The organism is Mesobacillus sp. QJM3NY_10 (assembly GCF_056173465.1).
In genome coordinates this window covers 4,542,422-4,563,647 of the sequence record NZ_CM149675.1, presented here as the reverse complement: position 1 = coordinate 4,563,647, position 21,226 = coordinate 4,542,422, and the positions used below count along the sequence as shown (strand labels likewise).

Genomic DNA, 21,226 nt, shown 5'->3' with positions numbered 1-21,226 from the left:
TGATGGATTTTTCATAGGCGGCATTTGCCGCTGAAATCAGAAGATTTCTTGTAGCTGGACTGCCCCGTGAAAGACGGGCCTCAATCTGACGGGCGTATATATGATAGATAGCGCACGTTCAAAAAAGGGGATTGTGATATTAATGGAGAATGCTTGGCTCATTCCGCTGTTCCCGCTTGTATCCTTTCTATTCCTGCTGCTGTTCGGTAAAAAGCTTAAAGAAGCGAGCGCATTCGTTGGGATTCTTGCGACGCTTGCCTCTCTTGTATACTCCATCCTTGTGCTGATCGAGCGCTTTTCGGAGTCTACATTCAAAGCTGAAGCCGTTTGGCTGACAATAGGGAATCTGGAACTAACTGCGGGCTTTGAAGTAAATCAATTAAATGCATTGATGCTGGTGATCGTGTCTCTTGTCAGCTTCCTTGTGCATACCTATTCAAAAGGGTATATGCATGGTGATGAGCGCATCCCGGTCTTCTATGCTTATCTAGGACTATTTACTTTTGCAATGCTTGGTCTTGTAATCTCACCGAATCTTTTACAGACATATATTTTCTGGGAATTGGTCGGTGTAGGTTCATTCCTGTTGATTGGATTCTATTTTTACAAAGAAAGCGCCAAAGCAGCTGCAAAGAAAGCCTTCATCATGACCCGTATCGGGGATGTCGGGCTGCTGATCGGAATGATTCTTTTATTCTGGCAAACTGGCAGCTTCGAATATGATGAAATTTTCGCTGCGGTAGAAGAAGGCGCGATTTCCGGAACGATGATTACCCTTACTGCGATCCTGATCTTCATCGGTGCGGTTGGTAAATCAGGTCAGTTCCCGCTTCACACGTGGCTTCCAGACGCGATGGAAGGTCCGACGCCAGTTTCTGCGTTAATCCACGCAGCGACGATGGTTGCAGCCGGTGTTTACTTGGTCGCATCGCTGTTCCCGCTATTCAATGCGAGTGAAACGGCTATGCTGACTGTTGCGATCATCGGTGCCTTCACAGCGATTTTTGCAGCAACGATTGGCCTAGTCCAGACTGACATCAAGCGTGTTCTTGCATTCTCGACTGTCAGCCAGCTTGGCTACATGATGCTTGCATTGGGATCTGCCGGTTATGTTGCCGGAGTATTCCACTTGATGACTCACGCGTTCTTTAAAGCATTGTTATTCCTTGCAGCAGGTAGCGTCATCCATGCTGTACATACTCAGGATATTGAAAAAATGGGCGGGCTTTGGAAAAAGCTTACCTTCACTGGTCCTTTGTTCCTGATCGGAACCCTGGCAATCAGTGGTGTCCCATTGTTCTCAGGCTTTTTCAGTAAAGATGAAATTTTGATCGCTGCATGGGCAAATGGCAATTACCCATTGTTCTGGCTGGCAGTGATTGCGGCGTTCTTCACAGCATTCTACATGTTCCGCCTGTTCTTCATGGTCTTCTCCGGTGAAGCACGCAGCGAAATGAAGAATGTTCATGAATCGCCATCTGTCATGACTTTGCCTATGGTAGTTTTGGCTGTACTGGCTGTTGTAGCTGGTTATGTGAACACACCTTGGTTCGGCACATTCCTTGGCGACTGGCTCGTTGAAGGAAACGAAGCGCTTGGCCATGGACATATAGAAGGCCCAGGCTGGATCATGATCGTCGCTACAGTTGTTTCCTTGCTCGGCATCCTGCTTGCATGGATGATGTACAGCAAAAAGTCGATTTCTCGCGATTGGCTGTCCAGCAGAACGCCACTTGCTTATGGCATCGTGAAAAATAAGTACTATATCGATGAGATTTACAATCAGAGCATCGTATTTGGAGCGAAAGCGATCAGCTTGTTCCTGCGTTTCATCGAGGTCTTCCTTGTTGAGGGACTCGTAAAGCTGACAACAGCAGCTGTCCAGGGACTTGGTAAAACCGGTGCGAAAATCCAGAACGGCCAGGTACAGACTTACGGCACAATCGCCTTTGTCGGCCTTGCAGTCCTGATCGTCATCTATGCGCTGACAGGGGGGTATTTATAATGGATTTCAACTATTTTCTTACCTTGCTGGTATTCTCCCCTTTACTAGGAATCCTGCTATTGGCATTCATGCCAAAGACAAACGAATCAGGCATCAAAATGCTTGGAGTATTGGCAACACTGCCGTCATTGATCCTTGCGTTGATCGCATACTTTTCGTATCGCGGCGGCAATGACCTTGCTAATTTTTCGGAAAAATTCCGCTGGATCCAATTCGGCGGCCAGGGTGCCGAGCAATCTGGCATGTTCTCAGTGAACTATGAACTTGGCATCGATGGATTCGGTTTGATTATGGTGGTTCTCACAGCAGTGATCGCGACGCTTGCGGCAATCGCGTCTTTCCATATCAAAAAAGAATGGAAAGGCTACTACATGCTGTTCTTGCTTCTTGAAATCGGGATGCTGGGAGTATTCACATCAGAAAACTTGATCTTGTTCTTCCTTTTCTTCGAAATCACCTTGATTCCAATGTTTTTCCTGATTGGAAAATGGGGCTATTACGAAAAAGAAAAGGCGGCCTACAGCTTCTTGATTTATAACGGACTTGGCTCAGCAATCTTGCTGATCGTCATCATGGTGTTATTTTCAAGAACAGGCACATCCAATATCGAAATGCTGTCAGTCATGATGAACACAGACAATGCGCCATTATTCGCGCCGGTTTCTGAGTCATTGAAAATGGGATTATTGATCGCCTTGCTTGTCGCATTCGGTGTCAAGCTGCCAATCTTCCCGCTGCACAGCTGGATGCTGCGCGTCCACGTTGAAGCACCGCCATCCATCGTCATGATCCACTCAGGGATCTTGCTTAAGATCGGTGCATTCGGTTTGATCCGCTTCGGGATGGGGATTTTCCCTGAACAATTCGCGGAATTAGCAGGGCTGCTTGCGGTACTGGGTGTCATTAACCTTTTATACGGAGCGTTCCTTGCTTTTATCCAGACAGATTTCAAAATGGTCCTTGCTTACTCTTCTATTTCCCATATGGGGATCGTTTTAATCGGACTTGGAGCATTAAATGAAGCAGGAATCCAAGGTGCTATTTTCCAGGTCGTATCACACGGCTTGATTTCAGCATTATTATTCTTCCTTGTCGGTGTGTTGTATGAACGCACGCATACTACAACGCTTGTGAATCTCGGCGGCATGGCAAAGGGAATGCCCCTAGCTTCTGGCTTCTTGCTTGCAGGCGCGATGGCATCGCTTGGATTGCCTGGTATGTCTGGTTTCGTCAGTGAATTCATGGCATTCCTTGGACTATTCGAAGAAATGCCAGTCCTCGCAGCGGTTGGTACAATCGGAATCATCATGACAGCCGTTTACCTGCTGCGTGCAGTCCTTGCCATCACGTATGGCAATCCAGAACGAGAATTTGCCGGAGTTACAGACATCCGCTCATTTGAATGGGCTCCAGTGTTAGTGCTTATCGGCTTGATCGTCCTGATTGGTGTATATCCAGCTGTTCTTAGTGAACCGCTTCAGGCAACTTTAGAGACTATCTTGATGGGAATAGGGGGGTGATGAAGGATGGATCTAGATACACTTCTATCATTTGATTGGGGGACGATGACTCCGGAATTCATCATCCTTGGTATGATCGCAATTTTATCGGTCGCTGATTTATTCATGCCTAAGCAAGTCGACCGGAAAGTCCTTGGCTGGGCTGGCTTTGCAGGTGTGGTATTAGCGCTGATTTCACTCGTTTCGCTGATTGGTACTGAAACCACAACGATTTTATACGATACATTCCGATTGGATTCATTCGCCATCGCCTTCAAGCTGATCCTCCTTCTTGGAGCAGCACTTGTTATGCTGTTGGCGATTGACTACAGGACGAATGATGGACTTGAGGAATATAAGGGAGAATTTTTCTACCTGTTCCTCACTGCATTGCTTGGAACGATGTTCATGGCATCAAGCGGCGACTTGATCACATTGTTCGTCGGCCTTGAATTGCTGTCCATTCCGTCTTACGTCCTAGCAGGTATGCGCAAACGTAACCTGAAATCGAATGAAGCAGCAATGAAATACGTCATTAACGGTGGAATTTCCTCCGCGATCACATTGTTCGGTATGAGCTATGTGTACGGAATCGCCGGCACAACAAACTTAAGAGAAATCGCTCAAGTCTTTGGAGGTCTGAGTGATCCTCAGCACATTTACATTCTTGGACTGGCATTCTTCATGATTTTCGTCGGCCTGTCATTCAAGCTGGCATCTGCTCCATTCCATATGTGGGCACCTGATGTATACGAAGGAGCACCAACTCCAGTGACAGCGTTCTTGAGCGTCGTCTCAAAAACGGCTGGATTTGTGATCATCATTCGCATCCTGTTATCCATTTTTGGATATATTCCTGTCGCTCAGGAAGATGGACAGCCAATTCCGCTTCTGTTCGCAGTACAGGATTACATTGCATTCCTGGCGGGAGCAACGATGATCATTGGTAACGTCGTCGCCTTAAGACAGCGCAACATCAAGCGCATGTTCGCTTACTCAAGTATTGCGCATGCCGGTTACATCCTTGTCGCTCTGACAGCTATGTCATTCGTGACCTTCGATGCAATCTGGTTCTACATGCTTGCTTACGTATTAATGAACCTTGGTGCATTCGCCGTGATCCAGCTGATCACAATGAAAACTGGCTCAGAAGATATCAGCCACTTCGCGGGCCTCTACCGCCGTTCACCGCTGCTGGCAGTGGGAATGGGAATCTTCATCCTGTCACTCGCAGGAATCCCAGGTACAGCAGGCTTCATCGGCAAGTTGAACATCTTCATGGGAGCATTGATGGTCGACCAGGCACACTACGTTCTCGTATCGATCATGATTGCAACAACAGTCGTATCCTATTTCTACTACTTCGGAATCATGACACAAATGTTCTTCCGCCCGGCAGCAAGTGACGAAAAAATCCAGCTGCCAATCGGAACACTCGTCGTGATCCTGGTAACAGTCATCGGAACGATCCTGTTCGGAGTCATGCCAAACCTGGCAATCGACTTTATGCACAGTAATTTCAACCAGTTCGTCGACTTTATGAGATAAGTTTGTTACTTCGCTAACTAGGAAGTAAGAACAAGCTCAGGAAAACACGAATCATGTATGGATTTTGGGGAAAATCTACTCATGGAAACAAAGGGGTAAATTCAGCTGGCCTTGCTTTGATAGCGGGCCAGTTTTTTTATTTTGTGCCCGTTGAAAGTTGAAACAGGGAACTAGGGTCACATGATGGTGGACATGTTTTTGACCGCCAAAAGGTGAAATCAAGAATGACGGTCACAAGAAAGGGAAACATGTGCCCGCCAGAAGGTGGAAACAAGAATGACGGTCACAAGAAAGGGAAACTTGTGCCCGAAAAGCGAGTGAAAAAAGAACGTTCATTACATGAAACTTTCCGAATTCTGATACGTCTAAAATACAGGTAATCATCACGTTTATGTTAAAATAAACATGATAAGGGGGGACAGATTATGATAACAGGTTTTGGCGGCTTCGCGCTGACCAGCATTCTAACACATCTTGTTTTTATCGCCATTTCATGGTGGGCTCTTCAAGCACTCCAATTCGATAAGCTGCTCCGGGCAAACCATGTGCTTCAAGCCCGAGTTTTATATATTCTTGCTTCCATCGCGCTAGGATCCACAGTAAGTAATTTCTTCCTTGATTACCTCCAATGGTCACAGCAGCTTCCGATGATTTTTCAGTAAGGCTCTTTTCGTAAACTTTGTCGCTTTCTCAATCCAAAATAAACAATCTGTATTCAGAAGTCTCTCGAAATGAGCGACGACACCGATTATTAAAACATATACGAAAAGCAGCAATCAATGCGAAAACAGCCTTCAGTAACAACTTTTAGCCCATCTGCTGTTAGTTCTAAACAAATTGGTAAAAAATTAGGTCTTCATACATGTTCCAAAAATGCGGAAATTCGAGTATGATTGTCTTTGTGCTTGTTTTTTGCATAAGCATGTTTATTTTTTCACAAACAATGAACACCCGGCAAAGTTGGTACATAGAATGATGTCAAAAAGTGACGAGAATTCCCAAGTATGCGATTTGCTCTCCTGGTAAGAATGGTAATAAGGGGAGAGTGAAAGACATATGAAGAAGATTCCATTTATTTTATCAATTTTTGGCATTATTGGTTTTATTGTGCTTCAAGCTGGGAATAAGACGACTGTAGCTGACGCTGATCATGAAATAAAAACTCTGGCCTCAGTTTTGCAGGACGAAAATATTTTGATCACTGGTTGGTCTATCTATGCAAGGGAAACATTGGAAGAAGAAAATGTCGAAGCTTTGGTAAAAGAATTGAAGGTCCAGCTCCCGGATTGGACATGGGACCACCGCAATGGAGAACTCACAGCTGTTTCGAATTCTTCTGAGATCCAGGAAAAAATTAAAATTGTTTCTACCGACACAAATGGCCCGATACATACGTATGTGATGTATGAGGTCAGAGGTCAGCATTGGAATAAAAATACAGAAACCTTTTTAAACAAAAATTTACCAGGCAGAATATTTGACATTTTTCGAGGAAATGCCACAACTTTCTCTTGTATTGAAGGCGAAATCAATGATAAGATAAAATCGGCTTTACCTGTTTATAAAACTAAATTGCTAAAGGCTTTTCAAGCCGAGGAAGTCGAAGGATTGGAAGAAGACTCATTTATTTCCACATCCGCTGTTTCGCCTTTGTTCGACAACTCTTTGAGCAATGACCATGAGATGAATATGCAGCTTGGATTACGGAAAACTGATCGATTGGGCGCAAAGACTACCCTCGTAGTTGGCACACCCATCATAACGATTGAATATTAATATAGAGAAATTGGACGCGGAGGGGAATACACTTGGAAAAAATCATCGTCCGCGGCGGACAAAGGCTAAGCGGTTCTGTAAAGGTTGAAGGAGCTAAGAATGCCGTCTTGCCTGTTATCGCTGCAACATTATTAGCTAGTGACGGAAAAAGCGTAATTCGTGATGTGCCAACTCTCTCCGATGTATATACCATCAACGAAGTATTACGTTCTTTAAACGCCGTAGTGGAGTTTGAAAATAACACGATTACAGTAGATGCATCCAGAGAGTTAAAAATAGAAGCACCTTTTGAGTATGTTCGTAAAATGCGTGCTTCTGTATTAGTAATGGGATCCCTGCTTGCCAGGAATGGCCGTGCTCGCGTTGCATTGCCAGGCGGCTGCGCAATCGGTTCCCGTCCTATCGACCAGCACCTGAAAGGCTTTGAAGCAATGGGTGCGACTGTCAAGGTAGGCAACGGTTTTATCGAAGCCGAAGCTGTCAATGGTTTGCACGGAGCTAAAATATACCTTGATTTCCCTAGCGTAGGTGCTACGGAAAACATTATGATGGCGGCAGTCCTTGCAAAAGGAACAACAGTCATCGAAAACGTTGCAAAAGAACCAGAAATCGTCGACCTTGCCAACTTCCTGAACAAAATGGGAGCGAAGGTAAAAGGCGCCGGCACTGGCACAATCAAGATTGAAGGTGTTGAAGTACTGTTTGGTGCTGACCACAACATCATTCCTGACCGAATCGAAGCAGGAACCTTCATGGTTGCGTCTGCCATCACTGGCGGAAACGTCCTTGTAAAAGGCGCTGTTCCTGAACATCTTTCTTCATTGGTCGCCAAGATGGAAGAAATGGGCGTTACCATCATTGAAGAAGAAGAAGGTCTTCGTGTTATCGGACCTGAAAAATTGAAAGCAGTCGACATCAAGACGATGCCGCACCCTGGTTTCCCGACAGATATGCAATCTCAAATGATGGCATTGCTATTGCGCGCTCAGGGCACAAGCATGATCACGGAAACTGTTTTCGAAAACCGCTTCATGCACGTGGAAGAATTCCGCCGCATGAACGCAAACATCAAAATCGATGGCCGCTCTGTCATCATGAACGGACCATCAAACCTTCAGGGAGCAGAAGTGGCAGCAACTGACCTGCGTGCCGCAGCATCACTGATCCTGACTGGACTTGTAGCAGATGGAATGACTCGCGTAACAGAGCTGTATCACCTTGACCGTGGATACGTTGACTTCCATCATAAACTTGCAGCACTTGGCGCAGACATCGAACGCGTCAGCGAAGTAGAAGAGCAGCCAGTAACGGATAAATTAGTCTCAGACATGAACGCATAAATATTACTACTCAATGAACCGGAGAATTGTGCTTTAACGTATAGTTCTGCGGTTTTTTGATTTAAATGGGCTGGTTAGAGCCTGAAAATTCATGTCCAATTTCGTGAATTTGTTTTGACCGACTTATTATGAGACTTTCGACAGACGAATATGCATTTTCGATTTCTGTCATAAAAGCTTGTCCGCCTCCATATGAATGAAATGAGACGGTTTTCGACCGGATTAATTTCATAATGGAGGCTTTTTCTATGTTAAAATTCAAACCACTCATCGTACTAGCTGCAATTCTATTCGCCGTCACACTCCTGATCCCATCCTTGCTCGTCCTCCCTTTTATGGAAGAAAAGGCAGGCGGAAAACTGGGGGAAGAGCTGCAAAGTGAGGCAAAGGATGTTGCCGCGGTCCCAACAGCAGACTCGGCTGTTGAGGTAGCCGTTTACCGGACAGCGTTGTCCAAGACAGAGAAGCTTCCGCTTGATGATTACTTGATTGGCGTTGTTGCTGCTGAAATGCCCGCTGAGTTCGAGCTAGAGGCATTGAAGGCACAGGCACTGTCAGCAAGGACTTATTATGTAAAACAAATGCTGAGCCCAAATAAAGTAGGCGTACCTGAAGGCGCCCAGTTGAATGATACAGAAATCCACCAGGTTTTTAAAAATAAAGAAGAATTGAAAAAGCAATGGGGCGTCGACTACAAATGGAAAATCAAGAAGATTGCTGAGGCTGTGAAAGCAACCGATGGCCAGGTGCTCACATTTGACGGAGCACCGATCGATGCGACCTTCTTCTCGACATCGAACGGCTTTACCGAAAACTCAGAGGAATACTGGTCCAATTCCCTGCCGTATTTGCGTAGTGTAGAAAGCCCGTGGGATCTGCAGTCACCTAAATTCCGCAGCCAAACGGTAATGACGGTTGCTGAGGTGGAATCAAAGCTTGGTGTCAAGCTGCCGAACACTTCGGAGATTGGCAAAGTCATCTCGAGAACATCAGGCAACCGCGTTGCAAAAATCGATATCGGCGGCAAGGTCCTTACAGGGAAGGAAGTCCGTGAGAAGCTAAAACTCCGCTCCAGCGACTTCACCTGGGAGCTAAAAGGCAGCAACGTCGTCATCACCACCGAAGGCTTCGGCCACGGCGTTGGCATGAGCCAATACGGAGCCAACGGCATGGCCACCGAAGGCAAGACCTACCAGGACATCGTCAAACACTACTACAAAGGCGTTGAGATCAGCGAAGCCGATAGCATGCTGACGAAGGTTACGGCGAAGAAATAAAATCATTATTGCCACCGCTAAGCTAATAAACCGAATAATGACCAGGCCAGGGCAAACAGCGCCCTGGCTTTTTAGCGCGATTTGGAATTGGTTTGGGTAACTATTATTTTTTCGCGGGATTGAAGAACGTCTCGATGTCAGGTGGCATGTGGTAGATGCGGCCTTTTTTGGTGCCAGTGTGGGGGAGGTTCATGGAAGATAATATATTGCTGGCTTTCTTTATGGATAAACAACCCACAAAATCTCTAAATGCTTGATTATTAATGGTAGGACTAATAAGAAGGAAAAGATCTTTTACAGTTTGATAGTGTGCAGTTTGTGACCTATGTCCGCACACCGGGCATTCCCACACCCATTTCTCTCTTTGCATACCAAATGTATGGCAGGAGGGGCATTGTACACCAGTTTGAAGATCTGCTTGAGTGAGTGAATATGGTTTTAAAATATCAGGATGTTGGGGAGTATGCTTTTTTATAAGTAATTTTGATAATTTTCTTACCTCTTTCTCGGTGAATATCGTGTTTGAATGAAAACCATCGAGTTGGAGTACACGACTTAATAATACATCCCCTTTTACTACTACCTTATTTAGCGATCGGTCATTGGTCCTGATAATAGTGGAGGTATTACTTATTACAACCAATTGATATATTGGTGGGACATTGAATTTATTTTGTAGGAGCCATCTTTTTAAGTGCCATGCCTGCATCCTTACTTGGTTTACCGGGTTATCATATGATTTTTCTCTATCATCTTTTGTTTGAGTGAGTTGTTCAGAATCTTTATCAAAGAAAAGGGTTCCTGCGTAGTTCTTTGTTTCAATAAGAAGTATATAGCGAAGCGTTAAGATGAGGGTATCAATTTGAAAGTACCATGGTTCATCAGCAAGTCGTAAATCCCGAAGAATAAAGTACCCTTTTTCAGGTAAAAAGCTCAAACGGTAATCGGTTTGAAGTTCTCCTTTGTAACCAGCAAGCCAGGCTTTATAATCTTGTTCGATTAAAGGGATTTTAGGATGGTTTTTCAAGATTCTATCCAATAAAGCCTCATACATAAGAAGCCGAAGTGGATATGCTCTTTCTTTTAGTATCAAAATGGTCACTTCCTTAATTATTTTATATTAGATTTCAACAAACTAATAGAAAATACCTTTATGGGTAACTGTAATAAACGAATTTTATATGAATAATCATAGGAGTTTAAAGATAATCCCAGTTTGGGGAGATATAATCCCAGTTTCAAAAATCATAATCCTAGTTTTGGAATTTTTAATCCTAGTTTCTCATCTTTTAATCCCGGTTTTAGCCAAAGTGCTTAATCTGCCCTTAAATTTCGCCCTAGCCAGACAAAAAAACAAAAAAGCCAGCCCCCATAACAAGGCCAGCCCCTTAAAAACCGTAACTAATAACTATCTTAAAAACAAATCCAGCTAATATCCCCGAACTTTCTCCTCAATCCCACGCAAAACCTTCCCCAGCCGCGGGAACTTGCCGCTGAAGTATGCATGGTGGATGAAGTGGGAGGCCGCTAAAACCCCAATTACGTCTTTTATAAAATCAATCAGTGTGGCGGATCGATATGGGACGAAGCTTTGATGAACCTCGTCCAGCAGTCCGTACAGGATTGCCACGCCCATGAATGCAAAGCTCATCACCGGTGTGAAACGCCCGGTCGTCAACGCAGCCACGACGAGGAGCACATACAGGATCCCGAACTCGACGAGGTGGAGAGATTCTTTTATAAAACGGTCGAGTCCCTGATTTGGCAGCTCAACCAATGCATCTGCAGGATTGCTGGACATGACCCAGATTGCCGCCATATAGAACAGCGGAAGAATGCGTAAAAACCATACTAATAACTTTTTCATGGTGATACCTCACTTTATAGTAGTAACTCGAATGGAGTGACAGACATAATTAATTTGTTAGGACACAAAAGAGTTCCAAACAAAACTATATGGTAGAACACAATGTAGTAACCAATGTACGTAATACAACCTAAAAATCTTTTTTGCATAAAATCCGCACCTTTGTCGAAAAATAAGCAGTAAAAAATTTTTCAACTCTATGTATATATTTTTTCGCTTCTGTTCAAACTGATTGCTGAGGTGATGAAAATGAGAGAGGAAGAAAAAAGATCTTCTCAAGACAAAAGCAAGAACAGCTTTTTCAAGAAGCGGTGGGTGTATCCAACAGTTTATATTGCTAGTGCCGCAATCATTCTAACTGGTGTCCTATGGTATCAAAACAGCGGAACCGAAAACCTGGATCAGTCCGAGTACAAAGCGACTGACATGCCTGGCAAAAAGATCAATGATCAGCCAGCAGTTGAAGTTAACCGCGCGATGGAGAACTTTGTAATGCCAGTGGTGAATGAAGACGATGCTGTCATCCAAATGCAATTCTATGACAATGACGGCGACGCGGCTGAGCAAGAAGCAGCTCTAGTGTTCTATGATAATACGTACCATCCGAACACTGGGTTAGACATTGCTTCAAAAGATGGCAAGGAATTTGATGTAATCGCATCACTAAGTGGTACTGTCACAAATGTCATGGAAGATGCAGTGCTTGGAAATGTCATTGAAATCGAGCATGACAAAGGTATTGTAACACAATATCAGTCAGTTAAAGACTACCAAGTTAAGGTTGGCGACGAGGTTGAGCAAGGACAAGTCATTGCGAAGTCCGGAACAAGCCTGATCAATGAGAAGGCTGGCAACCACGTACACTTTGAAATCCGCAAGGACAATGTCCCTGTCAATCCGCATGAGTTCTTCAACAAGCCTCTAAGCGCATTGCAGGATGCAAATGTGGCAGAAGAGAAAGCTTCTTCTGATGCAGATGCAGGCAAGTCTGAAGATGCTGCCGAAGAAGATGTAGAAGGAAGCTCAGAGGAAGATGCTGAAGGCACAACTCCAGCGGAAGACAAGCCTGCTGAAGGCGGATCTGATAAAAAAGACGAAGATAAGGACGCAGGAGAAGATAAAGACAAAGATTCTTCAACTGACTCTGATACTTCAACAAACTCTTAATAAAAAATAAAATTTTGGAACCCGCCTTGCTATAAAGGTGGGTTTTTTTATGGGATTAATCAGAAAAACTCCAAACTTATCTCGATGGCAATTCTATGGTAAAATCAGACAAGAGGAGGGATACATATGAAACGTGCTTTATTTATAATCATGTCGGTCGTAATCGCCGCCATCATATCAGGCTGCAGCAAGGAACCGACTCCCGAAGAACGATTTTCTCAATACGTAAAACTTTGGAACGACCAGAAGTTTGAAGAAATGTATGAATTTTTATCAGAGAAAGCGAAGGATTCCATCACTAAGGAGGAATTCGTCAGTCGCTATAATAAAATTTATAAAGATTTGGAGATTGACCAGCTGAGGGTAAGCTATAAACAGCCTGAGGAAGAACAAGAACATGAGGCGAACGCGGAACTTCCTTTTTCGGCTAAAATGAATAGCGCTGCTGGTCCGATAGAATTCGACCATAATGCTGTTCTTGTAAAAGAAGAACGTGAAAAAGAAACAAATTGGTATGTCGATTGGAATACGTCATATATCTTCCCGGAGCTTGAAGCAGGAGATAAAATCAGCTTCAAAAATGTCCAGGCAGAACGGGCCAGCATCCTTGACCGTTCAGGTAATGGACTCGCGATCAATGGGACAGCTGTCCAGGTCGGAGTAGTCCCTAGTGAGTTGGCCGAGCCAAAAGATCAGACAATTGCAAAGCTAGCGGAACTGCTCGATATGACTGAGGAAAGTATCAACAAGGCGATGAATGCAGGCTGGGTAAAACCTGATCTGTTCGTGCCGTTGAAAAAAGTTTCGAAGACGGATAAAGCTCTCCATGAAAAATTGTTTGCGCTCGATGGAGTAACCAGCCAGATGGTAGGGGCAAGGGAATATCCTTACGGGGAAGCGCTGTCCCATTTGCTGGGCTATATTGGGCCGGTAACTGCCGACGATCTAAAAAAACTTGAGGGCAAAGGGTACACAAGCACTGATATCATTGGCCGACGCGGTTTGGAGCAGGTGCTTGAAGAAAAGTTAAAAGGAACAAACGGAGTCAGGATTTCAATCGTAAAAGAAGACGGCACGGTCAAAACACTTGCTGAAAAACCGGTGGAGAATGGGCAGGATGTCAAGCTGACAATTGATGTCGTGGCCCAGCAACAGTTATACGACCAGCTAAAAGGAAAAGCGGGTACGGCATCGGCAATTAATCCGACAACAGGTGAGACGCTGGCATTGGTCAGTGCACCAGGATTTGACCCGAATGAAATGACGCTCGGAATCTCGCAAAACAAACGCAAAATTCTAGAAGAGGACCCATTAAAACCATTCCTTAATAGATTCAAGCTGACCTATGTGCCTGGTTCGGTAATCAAGCCAATCACATCGGCAATCGGTCTTGAAAGTGATAAGTTGAAGCTTGATACAGCATTTGAAATCAACGAAAAGCAGTGGCAGAAGGACGCATCATGGGGCAATTATAAAGTAACAAGGTACTCAGATGTAAAAGGAAGCATCAACCTTGAAAAAGCACTGATCTATTCGGATAACATTTACTTCGCGAGGGCAACCCTTGGGATGGGCAAGGATACTTTTGCAGAAGGCTTGAAGAAATTCGGCTTTGAAGATCAGCCTGAATATCTCTATCCAATCGAGCCATCACAAATCGGCAAGATTGACAGCGAAATCAGACTGGCGGACTCAGCCTACGGACAGGGGCAGGTTGAAATGAATATCCTGCATCTTGCAACCACTTATTCACCATTGGTAAACGAGGGCAACCTTGTTAAGCCGATTTTGAATATGGAGGATGAGCAGGGACAGGTGTGGCAGGAAGGCGTGGTCAGCCCCGAAAATGCAGCGGCTTTGAGCAACATGCTGACAAAGGTCATCACCGATCCAAAAGGAACCGCCCACAATGGCCTGATCGCCAATTATCCATTAGCCGGTAAAACAGGCACAGCGGAAATCAAAGAGAAGCAGGGCGAAAAGGGCAAAGAACTAGGATGGTTCGTCGCCTACAACCTGCAATCCACCGACATGATCGTCGCAATGATGATTGAAGATTCAGGTTCAAAGGACGTTGTCACACGAGTGAAGGAATTTTATGAGTTGAAATTACAGAGTGGAATGTAGATAAGTCCGGCCGGAACTGGCCGGGCTTTTTTATCGAGAATTTTTATTTCGAATTTTCAGCTATTTTGCTATAATATTTCGTAAGACGAAAATATATTGGGGGAATCTAAATGTCTTTGCATACATATCCTTATCCTTCCCAGCGGATGGCGTCAGTGGCCCGCAATGGGATGGTTGCTACGTCACAGCCGCTTGCTGCTCAGGCTGGGCTTGATATTTTTAAAAAAGGCGGCAATGCGATTGATGCGGCGATTGCGACAGCGGCTTGTCTGACGGTTGTTGAGCCGACTTCTAACGGGATTGGCGGCGACGCGTTCGCGCTTGTTTGGGTAAAAGATAAGCTGTATGGCTTGAATGCGAGCGGTCCTGCTCCACAATCAATTTCGATTGAGAAAGTGAAAGAGCTTGGCCATGAAAAAATGCCTTCACATGGCTGGATTCCGGTTACAGTTCCGGGAGCACCATCAGCCTGGGCAGAGTTATCGAAGAAATTTGGTCGCCTGCCGCTTACGGAAGTGCTGCAGCCGGCGATTGATTATGCGCGCAATGGGTACCCGCTGACTCCTATTCTCGCAAAATACTGGAAGGGTGCTTACAATGCATACAAGACTCGCTTCCAGGGCGAGGAGTACGATGAGTGGTTCCGGGTGTTCGCTCCTAATGGCAAGGTTCCTGAGGTGGGCGAGATGTGGAAATCGGAGGACCATGCGAACACGCTCCAGGAAATCGCCGAAACGAATGGAGAAAGCTTTTACAGGGGGGCGCTTGCTGATAGAATCTCAGAAGCTTCTGAAAAAGCGGGTGCTTTCCTGAGGAAATCCGATTTGGAAAACTATCACCCTGAGTGGGTAGAGCCGATTTCTGTTTCATACCGCGGGCACGAAGTCTGGGAAATCCCTCCGAATGGACAGGGAATCGTTGCCTTGATGGCATTGAATATTTTAAAAGGTTATGAGTTTACCCATCGTGATGACGTCCAGGGCGTCCATCATCAGCTAGAAGCGATGAAGCAGGCGTTCACGGACGGCAAGGAATACGTCACCGACCCTAATACGATGCAGGCGAAGGTAGCCGATCTACTATCAGAGCAGTATGGTGAGGATGCTCGGGCGAAAATCAGCGATGAGGCTAGAATGCCTGAACCGGGTTCTCTTCCTAAAGGCGGAACGGTTTATCTGTCGACTGCGGATGGAGAAGGCAACATGGTTTCCTTCATTCAGAGTAACTACATGGGCTTCGGCTCAGGGGTTGTCGTGCCTGGCACCGGAATAGGCCTGCAAAACCGCGGACATGACTTCTCGCTTGACCCAAGTCATGCGAACGCGCTTGCTCCGGGCAAGAAGACATACCATACGATCATTCCAGGCTTCATCACAAAGGATGGCCAGGCAGTTGGTCCATTCGGCGTGATGGGTGGCTATATGCAGCCACAGGGGCATGTTCAGGTGGCGATGAATATGATTGACTTTGGCTTGAATCCTCAGGCGGCGCTTGATGCACCGCGCTGGCAATGGATCGAAGGCAAGCAAATCGAAGTGGAGCACAACTTCCCGAACCATATCGTCAAGGAGCTCGCCTCACGCGGGCACAAGATGAAGGTAGCATATGATGGCGGAAGCTTCGGCCGCGGCCAGGTCATCGTCCGCAATCCAGAAACCGGCGTGCTGACCGGCGGAACGGAAATGAGAACCGACGGCGCAATTGCCTGTTGGTAAATTATATTCTAATGAAGGAACACTCGCTGGAGAGTGTTCCTTTTACTATTCTGTAAAATCATTACAAACGATACAAAACTATGGGAAATATACCGCACCAGCTAAAAAAATTTTTTCGACAAACACCTCGGGCTCATATCCCCGTAAATCCTTATGATTACTCACATTTTTTCCACGACCGGAAAAATATCGACATAGAAAGCGGTTACATTTTTTAGAAATAACGTATTGACCTGCCTGGACATTATATGGATAATTAAATTAAATTTTCTAAAGATTTAGTTAAATAATTTTTATTCACATCTATGCAAATATATCGTCATTAACTTTTACACAGGAGGAATCAACGTGATCATTTTAATCGGCCTGCTGGTGATTACCGGCATAAGCCTTTTCCTTGGCTTAAAGAAAAACAAGTTAATTTTCCTGGCAGTCCCGTTCCTGAGCATATTTCTCTACTTCCTCATCCAGATCATCATGGTACCGGCACCATTTTTCGAAACGCTAAAATTCATCTTCAGCTTGAGTTAATTCATCCAGATTCCATATCATTTTTCCACAGAAATAGTTATAAACCTTGCTTGACACAAGGTTCATATAATCTGGCTCTGTTAAAGCTAAATTTTGTTTTTACATCCTGTTGATTGTAGTGGAAGGCGCGAAGACTCCTGCGGGATGAGCAAGTCATCGGGAGACCCCGCAGGCGCTTGAAGCGCCGAGGAGGCTCCCGGACTGCCCGCGGAAAGCGAAGCGCCTGGAACGAAAATCAACAGCCGTGTTTAACAGAGCTTATAATTCAAATCCATAAATAAAGGAGTGAAGAAAGCTTTCAATTGTAAGGCTGTGTCTGTCATTCATGAAGGATTATACAAAGGGGATTAGCAAAACCAAAGGGGTGTAAATGTGAAGAAAATTGATAAGTCAGTTGCTGACGCGTATTTCCGTGAAAAGACCCGTAACATGATCATCTATTTCATCATCTGGTTCCTCGTTTCGTTCGGCACAGTGATGATTGCCGAGCCGCTAAGCGAGATTTCAATCGGAGGCTTCCCGTTCCACTATTTCATGGGAGCGCAGGGTGCAGTGGTAACATTCATCATCCTGCTGTTTGTCAATGCCAAACTTAGCGATGGAATTGACAGGAAGTATGGAATCGATGAGGAGAAGAACGTCAAGCTGAGCGAAGGAAAGAGCCTGGACCACTAAGTCACGGAGAAAGAAAAAAGAGCGTTTGAATAAGGGGGAGAACTTTGGATACACAATTCTTGGTCTCATTATCTATTATTTTAGCTACATTTGGTTTGTATATCGGGATTGCGATTTACAATACGGCTAAGCAGACGTCTGACTTCTATGTTGCCAGTCGCGGCGTTCCGCCAATTTTTAATGGTATGGCGATTGGCGCTGACTGGATGAGTGCTGCATCCTTTATCGGGATGGCCGGTACCATCATGCTGCTTGGCTATGACGGCCTTGCGTATATCATGGGCTGGACGGGCGGATATTTGCTCCTGACCTTCCTGCTAGCGCCACAGCTCAGGAAGTACGGCCGCTACACGGTTCCTGAATTTATTGGTGACCGATACAACAGCCATACGGCACGCGTCATCGCGGCGATTTCAACGATCATCATCAGCTTTACCTATTCGATTGGGCAGCTTTCCGGTTCCGGTGTGGTTATCGGGCGACTGTTCGAAATCGATGCGAAGCTCGGCACGATGATCGGTGTGGTCCTGATCGCAACATACGCTGCTTTTGGCGGTATGAAAGGGATTACATGGACACAGGTTGCGCAGTATATCATATTGATCATTGCGTACTTGATTCCGGTCATTTTCATGTCTCTCCAGGTTACAAGCAGCGCGCTTCCATGGCTTTCTTACGGTGAGCTCGTTGGAAAAATGGGAGAGCTTGATCGTGAACTCGGTATCTCGGAATACTTCGCGCCATTTACAAACGGCACGAAATGGCAGTTCCTTGCCCTTATGTTTACATTGATGGCCGGTACGGCGGGTCTTCCGCACGTAATCGTCCGTTTCTATACTGTATCAACGATGAAGGCTGCTCGCTGGTCAGGCGCCTGGGCACTTCTTTTCATCGGGTTGCTTTACCTGTCAGCGCCTGCTTATGCGGCGTTCTCACGCTTCATCCTAATGACAAAGGTAGCAGGCAGCAAAATCAGTGAGCTTCCTGCCTGGACCAAAACATGGGTCGATACTGGAAAGCTTCAAGTTGCCGACGGAAATGGCGATGGAGTCCTTCAGTGGAGTGAGTTGATCATCTCCAACGATATCGTCGTTATGGCTACACCTGAGATCGCAAACCTAGGGGTATTCGTCATCGGCCTTGTAGCGGCAGGCGCTATGGCCGCAGCCCTTTCTACAGCCGGCGGCTTGATGATCGCAATATCATCAGCTTTTGCGCACGATATATACTACCGTGTCATGAAGCCAAACGCTACGGAAAAAACTCGCCTGAATGTGGCGCGTATTTCAATCGTTGTCGCTACATTGTTTGCAGGCTTGATCGCCCTTAATCCTCCGGGAGCGATCACGCAAATCGTTGCCTGGGCCTTCGCTCTTGCTAGCGGAACGTTCTTCCCAGCCCTGATCCTTGGTGTATGGTGGAAGCGTTCGAATTCACAAGGTGTCATCGCCGGTATGCTCATCGGTCTTGCTGTGACACTCGGATACATTTTCGCAGCAAAATACGGCGGTTTCACGATTCTTGGCATCATCGATACTGGTGCTGGGGTATTCGGCGCGACAGCTGCATTCCTTGCGAACGTCATTGTTTCACTTGCGACTCCGGCTCCATCGCAAAAAATTCAGGAGGAAGTACTCGACCTTCGCTATCCTGAACAGATGACTTATAAGAACGGCGAAGTTTGGATGAATGACGATGCAACAAAAGCTTAATAAGGAAATTTGGAAGGCTGTGCAGTTCCATCCCCTGTTTCAGGGGGTGGATGAACGCACGGCCCTTTCCCTTGTCGAGGAATGCGAAGCTCTTACCTATGTAAAAAAAGAAATGATGCTCAAGACGGACACACCACGTCAGGGGCTTTTATTGATTTTACAGGGAATTGCTGAGGTGTTCGTGAAAAATGCCGCCGGCCAGGAAGAAGTCCTTGAAGTCATCCGAAAAGGTGAAATTGTTGGGTTTTCAAGTCTGGCAGAGTTCCTCGGATTTACGAGTGCCGATAAACCACAGGCCAATGTCGAGGTCAGGTCTGTAGACGATGTTCAGGCACTGCTGATTCCTTTTTCCGTCCTGGCAAAAAGGTGGGATGATCAGGATGTCCATGATTACCTGCTGTCCCAGGTTTCGATCAGGCTGAAAGATGTTTATGGATCACTTGCGGAGCAGGTGAAAATGGCGAAGGGAATTGGCGAGGGAGAGACGATTTTAGCGAGGGTCCAGGATCTGATGACTGAAGAAATAGTATCAGTTTCTCCAGTAACAAGCATCAAAGAAACTGCGCAGAAGATGGCCGATTCACAGACAAGCTCGGTACTTGTCGTGGAACAGCAAGAGTTAAAAGGAATCATCACCGAACGGGACATCGTCGGTCGGGTGGTGGCGAAGGGAATTTCTGTTGAAGAGCCATCCAGGCTAGTGATGACGGAGAAACCCGTAACGATATCCAGGTTTGCTTACTATTACGATGCGTTATCGAAAATTTTGCTGAACGGAATCAAGCATCTGCCGGTGGTTGATGATGGGAAAATTTCCGGGGTTGTCACACTGACCGATTTGCTCCGGAAAAAGAATGATAGTGTGATGAGGACAATAAAGAAAATTGAAGAGACCGATGAAACGAGCCTTCCTGAGATCAAGGCAGCAATCTATGAAATTACCGAAACGCTGTTGCGAGACCGAGTTCCGCCTCTAGCGTTGCTTGATATCATCACGAAATTATACGACCGATTGATAGGGAGAGCAGTCGAACTATCTCTTAAGGCACTTTGCGAGAAAGGATTGGAGCCCCCAGCACCTTTTGCGTTTTATTTAATGGGTTCTGCAGGCCGAGGGGAACAGTTCATGCTGACGGATCAGGATCATTTCCTTGTGTATGGAGAAACGAGTGAACATGGCTACTTTGAAAAATTAGGAGCGGAGATCACTGCAAGGCTGGAGGCAGCCGGCTACGCTCGCTGCAAGGGCTTGATGATGTCGAGTGAGGAGCAGTGGAGAGGGACGCTGCTACAATGGCAGGATCGCGTCAGGAAGTGGATGCTGCAGTCCACAAACGAAAATCTTCTGCTGGCACAAAACTTTTTCTCCTATCGTTTCGTAGCGGGGAGCGAAGTGCTAGACGTGGAGTTCGAAGCAAAAATTGCCGAGCTGCTTGACCGCTCAAAAATCTTCCTGTATCGGATGGTCCAGGCCGAACGTGAGCAGGAAATCCCGACGCTGGATGAACCAATCCGCGCGCTGTTCAAGCTCGGAAGGAAGAGCATTGATATGAAAAAAGAAATCTTGTTTCCCTTCCACCACAGCCTGCAAATCCTATCACTTTATTACGGAGGAATCCCGGGAACGCCACTAGAGAAAATCGCTAGTTTAAAAGAAAAGGGTATCTTTACCGAAGGGTACACAGAGGACCTCAAAGAAGCCTTCAGCCACGTGTTAGACCTTTATATCAGGCAAAGGTGGGGCAATAATGGCGGCAGCTCCGTCCTATCATTTGCCACCATGTCGACCAGACAAAAAGAAGAACTAATCTTGAGCCTGCGAACACTCCGCGAACTTCAAGGAATGGTTTTTGCTAGATTCTCAGTGTAATATCGTTTCGACAAAGTTCAGAGGCCGCACATATTACTAGAAAGGGATTTTTGAGATTCGGATGATGATTGTCAATGCGCCCCTAAAACAAGAAAGAAATCCGGCAAAATCTTAACG

At 45.8% G+C, this 21,226-nt stretch carries 16 protein-coding genes; 14 read left to right on the top strand and 2 right to left on the bottom strand.

Annotation, left to right across the window (positions count from 1 at the left end):
* Positions 1 to 142: 142 nt before the first annotated feature.
* From nuoL to spoIID, 7 genes are all read left to right on the top strand, one after another.
* Entirely contained in the window at positions 143 to 2,005 is a 1,863-nt protein-coding gene (gene nuoL / locus AC0VX7_RS22780; protein ID WP_475426060.1) for an NADH-quinone oxidoreductase subunit L, read from the top strand.
* Positions 2,005 to 3,525: an NADH-quinone oxidoreductase subunit M gene (locus AC0VX7_RS22775; RefSeq protein ID WP_475426059.1), complete on the top strand. Its 1,521-nt coding sequence runs from the start codon at positions 2,005 to 2,007 to the stop codon at positions 3,523 to 3,525. The genes nuoL and AC0VX7_RS22775 overlap by 1 nt, the downstream gene beginning before the upstream one ends.
* 6 nt (positions 3,526 to 3,531) lie before the next feature.
* Positions 3,532 to 5,052: an NADH-quinone oxidoreductase subunit NuoN gene (nuoN, locus tag AC0VX7_RS22770; RefSeq protein WP_475426058.1), complete on the top strand. Its 1,521-nt coding sequence runs from the start codon at positions 3,532 to 3,534 to the stop codon at positions 5,050 to 5,052.
* A 425-nt stretch (positions 5,053 to 5,477) separates the two neighbouring features.
* Positions 5,478 to 5,714 carry a DUF1146 family protein gene (locus AC0VX7_RS22765; protein ID WP_102264569.1) on the top strand — a complete coding sequence of 79 codons (237 nt, stop codon included), beginning with the start codon at positions 5,478 to 5,480 and terminating at the stop codon, positions 5,712 to 5,714.
* A gap of 394 nt (positions 5,715 to 6,108) precedes the next feature.
* Positions 6,109 to 6,828 carry a YwmB family TATA-box binding protein gene (locus AC0VX7_RS22760; RefSeq protein WP_475426057.1) on the top strand — a complete coding sequence of 240 codons (720 nt, stop codon included), beginning with the start codon at positions 6,109 to 6,111 and terminating at the stop codon, positions 6,826 to 6,828.
* A 32-nt stretch (positions 6,829 to 6,860) separates the two neighbouring features.
* Positions 6,861 to 8,168 carry a UDP-N-acetylglucosamine 1-carboxyvinyltransferase gene (gene murA / locus AC0VX7_RS22755; RefSeq protein WP_475426056.1) on the top strand — a complete coding sequence of 436 codons (1,308 nt, stop codon included), beginning with the start codon at positions 6,861 to 6,863 and terminating at the stop codon, positions 8,166 to 8,168.
* A 248-nt stretch (positions 8,169 to 8,416) separates the two neighbouring features.
* Positions 8,417 to 9,445 carry a stage II sporulation protein D gene (gene spoIID / locus AC0VX7_RS22750; RefSeq protein ID WP_475426055.1) on the top strand — a complete coding sequence of 343 codons (1,029 nt, stop codon included), beginning with the start codon at positions 8,417 to 8,419 and terminating at the stop codon, positions 9,443 to 9,445.
* Between the two features lie 103 nt (positions 9,446 to 9,548).
* Here spoIID and AC0VX7_RS22745 read toward each other — a convergent pair whose 3' ends face one another.
* Together AC0VX7_RS22745 and AC0VX7_RS22740 are read right to left on the bottom strand one after the other, a co-directional pair.
* Complete coding sequence (locus AC0VX7_RS22745) at positions 9,549 to 10,538, bottom strand: nuclease-related domain-containing protein (RefSeq protein WP_475426054.1); 990 nt, start codon at positions 10,536 to 10,538, stop codon at positions 9,549 to 9,551.
* Positions 10,539 to 10,874: 336 nt separating this feature from the next.
* Entirely contained in the window at positions 10,875 to 11,312 is a 438-nt protein-coding gene (locus tag AC0VX7_RS22740; RefSeq protein ID WP_475426053.1) for a VanZ family protein, read from the bottom strand.
* 249 nt (positions 11,313 to 11,561) lie between these two features.
* Here AC0VX7_RS22740 and AC0VX7_RS22735 point away from each other — a divergent pair, with 249 nt between their 5' ends.
* The 7 genes from AC0VX7_RS22735 (at position 11,562) to AC0VX7_RS22705 (ending at position 21,109) form a co-directional block, all read left to right on the top strand.
* Complete coding sequence (locus AC0VX7_RS22735; RefSeq protein ID WP_475426052.1) at positions 11,562 to 12,479, top strand: peptidoglycan DD-metalloendopeptidase family protein; 918 nt, start codon at positions 11,562 to 11,564, stop codon at positions 12,477 to 12,479.
* Positions 12,480 to 12,605: 126 nt separating this feature from the next.
* Entirely contained in the window at positions 12,606 to 14,606 is a 2,001-nt protein-coding gene (locus AC0VX7_RS22730; protein WP_475426051.1) for a penicillin-binding transpeptidase domain-containing protein, read from the top strand.
* Between the two features lie 110 nt (positions 14,607 to 14,716).
* The gene (locus tag AC0VX7_RS22725; RefSeq protein ID WP_475426050.1) at positions 14,717 to 16,321 is read left to right on the top strand and encodes a gamma-glutamyltransferase family protein; all 1,605 of its coding nucleotides are present in this window, start codon (positions 14,717 to 14,719) and stop codon (positions 16,319 to 16,321) included.
* Positions 16,322 to 16,669: 348 nt separating this feature from the next.
* Positions 16,670 to 16,852: a hypothetical protein gene (locus tag AC0VX7_RS22720; protein WP_215032141.1), complete on the top strand. Its 183-nt coding sequence runs from the start codon at positions 16,670 to 16,672 to the stop codon at positions 16,850 to 16,852.
* Between the two features lie 372 nt (positions 16,853 to 17,224).
* Positions 17,225 to 17,527 (top strand): DUF4212 domain-containing protein, encoded by a 303-nt coding sequence (locus AC0VX7_RS22715; protein WP_475426049.1) that lies wholly within the window; start codon positions 17,225 to 17,227, stop codon positions 17,525 to 17,527.
* Between the two features lie 44 nt (positions 17,528 to 17,571).
* On the top strand, positions 17,572 to 19,239 hold the full coding sequence (locus AC0VX7_RS22710; protein WP_475426048.1) for a sodium:solute symporter family protein: 1,668 nt from the start codon (positions 17,572 to 17,574) through the stop codon (positions 19,237 to 19,239).
* On the top strand, positions 19,223 to 21,109 hold the full coding sequence (locus tag AC0VX7_RS22705; RefSeq protein ID WP_475426047.1) for a DUF294 nucleotidyltransferase-like domain-containing protein: 1,887 nt from the start codon (positions 19,223 to 19,225) through the stop codon (positions 21,107 to 21,109). Before AC0VX7_RS22710 ends, AC0VX7_RS22705 begins: the two co-directional genes overlap by 17 nt.
* Positions 21,110 to 21,226: the final 117 nt, after the last annotated feature.

What these genes read in the sequence shown, in the direction of transcription:
- AC0VX7_RS22760 (WP_475426057.1), top strand. Translation starts at nt 6,109, where the DNA reads ATGAAGAAGATTCCATTTATTTTATCAATTTTTGGCATTATTGGTTTT.
- AC0VX7_RS22740 (WP_475426053.1), bottom strand. Translation starts at nt 11,312, where the DNA reads ATGAAAAAGTTATTAGTATGGTTTTTACGCATTCTTCCGCTGTTCTAT.
- spoIID (WP_475426055.1), top strand. Translation starts at nt 8,417, where the DNA reads ATGTTAAAATTCAAACCACTCATCGTACTAGCTGCAATTCTATTCGCC.
- AC0VX7_RS22705 (WP_475426047.1), top strand. Translation starts at nt 19,223, where the DNA reads ATGCAACAAAAGCTTAATAAGGAAATTTGGAAGGCTGTGCAGTTCCAT.
- nuoN (WP_475426058.1), top strand. Translation starts at nt 3,532, where the DNA reads ATGGATCTAGATACACTTCTATCATTTGATTGGGGGACGATGACTCCG.
- AC0VX7_RS22725 (WP_475426050.1), top strand. Translation starts at nt 14,717, where the DNA reads ATGTCTTTGCATACATATCCTTATCCTTCCCAGCGGATGGCGTCAGTG.
- nuoL (WP_475426060.1), top strand. Translation starts at nt 143, where the DNA reads ATGGAGAATGCTTGGCTCATTCCGCTGTTCCCGCTTGTATCCTTTCTA.
- AC0VX7_RS22765 (WP_102264569.1), top strand. Translation starts at nt 5,478, where the DNA reads ATGATAACAGGTTTTGGCGGCTTCGCGCTGACCAGCATTCTAACACAT.
- AC0VX7_RS22775 (WP_475426059.1), top strand. Translation starts at nt 2,005, where the DNA reads ATGGATTTCAACTATTTTCTTACCTTGCTGGTATTCTCCCCTTTACTA.
- AC0VX7_RS22735 (WP_475426052.1), top strand. Translation starts at nt 11,562, where the DNA reads ATGAGAGAGGAAGAAAAAAGATCTTCTCAAGACAAAAGCAAGAACAGC.
- AC0VX7_RS22730 (WP_475426051.1), top strand. Translation starts at nt 12,606, where the DNA reads ATGAAACGTGCTTTATTTATAATCATGTCGGTCGTAATCGCCGCCATC.